This is a genomic window from Chrysiogenia bacterium, assembly GCA_020434085.1.
Classification (GTDB): Bacteria; JAGRBM01; JAGRBM01; order JAGRBM01; family JAGRBM01; genus JAGRBM01.
Genome location: JAGRBM010000611.1, coordinates 1 through 3,664 on the forward strand (window position 1 = coordinate 1; position 3,664 = coordinate 3,664).

At 66.9% G+C, this 3,664-nt stretch carries 4 protein-coding genes; 2 read left to right on the top strand and 2 right to left on the bottom strand.

Features of this window, described 5'->3' with window-relative positions; translation table 11 throughout:
* On the top strand, nt 1-930 hold a 930-nt coding region (locus KDH09_19845), incomplete at its 5' end, for a hypothetical protein (GenBank protein MCB0221961.1).
* Between the two features lie 5 nt (nt 931-935).
* Here the strand turns inward: KDH09_19845 and KDH09_19850 are convergent.
* Both KDH09_19850 and KDH09_19855 read right to left on the bottom strand, forming a co-directional pair.
* Nucleotides 936-1,658 carry a histidine phosphatase family protein gene (locus KDH09_19850; GenBank protein MCB0221962.1) on the bottom strand — a complete coding sequence of 241 codons (723 nt, stop codon included), beginning with the start codon at nt 1,656-1,658 and terminating at the stop codon, nt 936-938.
* Entirely contained in the window at nt 1,655-2,701 is a 1,047-nt protein-coding gene (locus KDH09_19855; GenBank protein ID MCB0221963.1) for a phosphotransferase family protein, read from the bottom strand. Before KDH09_19855 ends, KDH09_19850 begins: the two co-directional genes overlap by 4 nt.
* A 24-nt stretch (nt 2,702-2,725) precedes the next feature.
* Here KDH09_19855 and KDH09_19860 point away from each other — a divergent pair.
* Nucleotides 2,726-3,664, top strand: a 939-nt coding sequence (locus tag KDH09_19860; GenBank protein MCB0221964.1) for a glycosyltransferase, incomplete at its 3' end; no start/stop codon positions are given.

The window sequence follows — 3,664 nt, forward strand, 5'->3', positions numbered from 1 at the left end:
ATCCTGTTCCTGGGTTTCGAGATCGCGCGGAGGCAACGGCATTTCGACTACCGCACGTTCACCAAGGGGCTGCTCGGTCGCGGCTGGGTGGCGTTCGAGGTGCTCTATCTGCTGTCGGCCATCTTGACGATCGCCGTGGTCGGCTCAGCCTCGGGTGAGCTCTCGCACGAGATGTTCGGCTCGGCGCCGCTGCTGGGCACGCTGGTGGCAGTGGCGGTGGTGGCGTTCCTGGCCTTCTGGGGCAGCGGCTTGATTGAGCGCTTCTTCTCGCTTTGGTCGTTCCTGCTCTATGCCGTTTACTTGGCAATGATCGCGATGGTGGTCCCAGGCTTCGGCGGAGAGATTGCGCACAACGCGGCGATTTCTGCGCCGGACTCGCGCTGGCTGATGAGCGGCCTCGAGTACGCGGCCTACAACTTGGCGGCGTTGCCGGCGATGTTGTTCGTGGCGCGCCACCTGGAGAGCAAGCGCGACTCGATGATCGCCGGCTTCATGGCGGGCGTCATCGCGATGTTCCCCGGCGCGCTCATCTACACGGCGCTGCTGGCCTTCTATCCTGCGATTCTCGAACAGACGATTCCGGCGAACTTCGTATTGGGACAGCTCGACCGCCCGGCGTTCCAGTTGTTCTTCCAGATCGTCCTGTTCGGCACGTTCATCGAAACGGGTACGGGCATGATCCATGGTTACAACGAGCGCATCGCGGGCTTTCTGGCCGAGAGGGGCGAGACGCTGTCGCATTGGCGGCGGCTGGGGATCGCGGCGATCATCCTGGTGGTCTCGGTGTGGCTGGCGGACAGCTTTGGGCTGGTGGCGCTGATCGAGCGCGGCTACGGGATGATCACCTACGGGTATTGGTTGCTGTTCCTGGCGCCGATTTTGGCGGTCGGGTTTTGGAAGGTGATTCTGGGCAAGGGCGAGGCGAGGTAGGACGTTCAGCGAAAGCTCCACATTTCTGGGTTTTCCAGGTGTGGGACGGCGTTGAAGCTGAACAGGCGCAGCTCGCCGTCTTCGCCGAGGCGCAGCGACGTCATCGAGGAGTTGTAGGTCACGCCGGCCAGCCGCCAGATCTGTGTCTCGTCGAGACCGAGCGTCTTGCCGACCGAGATGCCCACTGGCGTGGCAGAGGTGAACACGGCGACTTTGCGCCCAGGGCCGCCGCGCTGTTGCAGGGCGTGGAGCGCTTGTTCGATGCGCGCGCGGAAGGAATCCCACGACTCGCCGTCGTAGGGGTGCGTCTTGGTCACCCAGGCGCGGACCACCTCAACATCGCAGTAGTTGTGCAGACGGTGAACGCCGGCGTGCTCGTTCTCCATGTCGCGCACCATCTCGGCCCACAGGCGTGCGAATTCGGGGTCGGTGCGCGAGAGGGGTTCGGCGACTTGCTGGTAGACCGCGCCGAGGTCGAACTCGTTCCACTGCTGGTCGACGGTGATGTCGGGGAACGCAACGCCGGCATCGCGGTAGGCGCCTTGGACCTGTGCGGCGGTGCGCTGCTGCCGCTCGAGGCCGCCGGCGACCACGGCGTCGAAGTGCAGGCCCTGAGCGGCGAGACGTTCGCCTAAGAGCCGCGCTTGGCGTTCGCCGAGCTCCGAGAGCGTGTCATAACGATGCCTGGGGCCTGCTTGCCCATGACGAAACAAGTAGATTGCGCTCACGCCGATTCCATCACCTGCCGCGCCGCCTCGGCCAACCCCGCCACGCGCTTGTCGAAGTCGCGGAAGCGTTCGTCCCGCGTCTGCCCGACGTGGAAGCGGTAGTAGATCTGCTGCAAGACCACGGCGAGCTTGAAGATGCCGAAGACCTCGTAGTAGGCGATGTTCGCCAGGTCGCGGCCGGTCTTCCGATGGTAGCGGGCGAGCAGGTCGGCTCGCGAGGGCCAGCCAGGCTCGGTGGTGAGCGGGCTGATGGCGTTGCGCCGCCATGCGCTGTCACCCGCCTGGGGCCAGTAGCAGAGCACAATGCCGAGGTCGACGAGGGGGTCTCCGACCGAGCTCATCTCCCAGTCGAGCACGGCGGTGACGCGCCCTGGGTCGGCTTCGTCGAGCATCACGTTGTCGAGCTTGTAGTCGTTGTGGACCAGCGTGGCGGGCGGCGAGACGGGCAGGTTCGTAGTGAGCCATGCGCTGAGGCGGTCCATAACAGGTAGCTCGGTGGTGCGCGAGCCTTCCCAGCGGCGGCTCCAGCCGCGCACTTGCCGCTCGAGGAAGCCTTCGGGGCGGCCGAGGGCGGCGAGATCGTGGCGCTCGATGTCGACGGCGTGGAGTTGGGCCAGCGTGTCGAGAAAGGCGTGGGCGATCTTTTCGGGGTTCGCCTGCCCGCGCCAATCGGCGGGGAACTCTCGGCGCAGAATGACGCCGCGCCGGCGCTCCATCAGATAGAACGTGGCGCCGGCAACCCCAGGGTCTTCGCACAGCAGATAAACCGCGGGCGCGGGAGGGAACAGCGGCGCGACGCGGTCGAGCACGCGGAACTCGCGCGCCATGTCGTGCGCCTTGGGCGGCACGGGGCCGAGCGGCGGACGGCGCAGGACGTATTCGCGCCCACCCGTGCGCAGCAGGTAGGTGAGGTTCGAGTGGCCGCCGGGGAATTGCTCGAGCTCGATTCCCTGCTCCGCCCCGTCGATCTTGCCTGAAAGGTAGCGTTGCAGGCGAGCGAGGTCGAGCTGTTCGCCGGGACGGATGGGAGCGGTGTCGCGCATCGCAGGCGGAGGCGAGGATAGCAGATGGGCTCGCGCCTACGGCGAATCGCTTTTGCGGCCGATCTGCTCCATGACGTGTCCGACGCCCGCCCGCACATCGTGTTTCTGTTGACCTCGCCGCTGGCGCCGCCGAGGATGCTCGCCGGTCAGTGCCGGTTTCTGATGGGCAAGGGCTTCCGGGTAACGGTGGTGACTGCTCCGGGGCCGGACCTCGAGGCGTTTGGGCGCGAGGAAGGCGTGGAGGTCGCGGCTGTCGAGATGGCGCGCGAGCCTTCGCTCAGGGCGGACCTGCGGTCGTTCGTCGGGCTCTACAAGTTGTTGCGCAGACTGCGGCCGGACGTGGTCGAGGCCGGGACGCCGAAGGCGGGCCTGCTGGGGATGGCGGCGGCGTGGCTGGCGCGCGTTCCGGTGCGCGTCTATACGCTGCATGGGTTGCGGCTCGAGACTGCTCGCGGACCATTGCGATTGGCGCTCGCGGCGGCGGAGCGGCTCTCGATGCGGCTGGCGCATCGCGTGCTGTGCGTAAGTCCAAGCCTACTGGAGCACGCCGAGGAGCTGCGGCTGCTGCCCTCCGGCAAAGGGACGGTCGCGGCCTCGGGCAGCGCGAACGGCGTCGACTCAAGCCGCTTCGATGCGGCGTTTCGGCGTCCGCCGGGCTCGCGCGTGATCGGGTTTGTGGGCCGGCTGACGCGCGACAAGGGCGTCGAAGAGCTTTACACGGCGTTCTGTCTCTTGCGCGAGACGTTTCCTGGACTCAAGCTCTTGCTGCTGGGCGACTTCGAGGCGGGCGATCCGGTGGGCCCGAAGGTCCGTCGAGCGATCGAGTGCGATACCGACGTGGCGCGCCCGGGGTTCGTCGACGATCCTGCACCGTTCTACGCCGATCTCGACATTCTGGCGCTGCCGTCCTACCGCGAAGGGCTGCCCGGTGTGGCGCTCGAAGCCGCTGCGGCGGGGCGTCCG